Origin of the sequence: Pandoraea pneumonica, from assembly GCF_049918595.1 — a bacterium.
GTDB classification, from domain to species: Bacteria; Pseudomonadota; Gammaproteobacteria; order Burkholderiales; family Burkholderiaceae; genus Pandoraea; species Pandoraea pneumonica_A.
The window spans coordinates 1-395 of the sequence record NZ_JBNCRZ010000014.1; the positions used below are offsets into that span (position 1 = coordinate 1).

Genomic DNA, 395 nt, shown 5'->3' on the forward strand with positions numbered 1-395 from the left:
TCAATCGCTCTATCTTCAATGCCGGGCCCGCCATATCACTCTCTCCCTCTCGTTTTTTTGACTAGCTCACCGCCCGCTTACTGCCAGACGGTGAGTCGCTTCGTTGTTTGCTACGCTCGCTGACTTCTTCGCTTACTTCTTCTCGCCCAACCGGCCCCACAGACGCAGGCGCGACACGCCGCCGTCCGGGATGATGTTGAAACGAATGTGCGTAATCGCGCCCAGCTTCTGAATCTGCTCTTCGAAGAAAAACTGCTTATCCATCGCCAGCTTCTGCTCAGGCAACAACACCGGCCAGAACATCGACTGCGTAATCAACGACTGCTCGGTACCGCCCGTCACATACGCGCCCTGAATCGAGCAGCGGTCCGGGAAGTTGCCCTTGAAGTGCGCGG

At 57.2% G+C, this 395-nt stretch carries 1 pseudogene; it reads right to left on the bottom strand.

From position 1 onward, the window contains the following. Positions 1-132: 132 nt before the first annotated feature. Positions 133-395 (bottom strand): annotated as a pseudogene (locus ACPWR9_RS25850) (allantoicase); the annotation flags it as partial.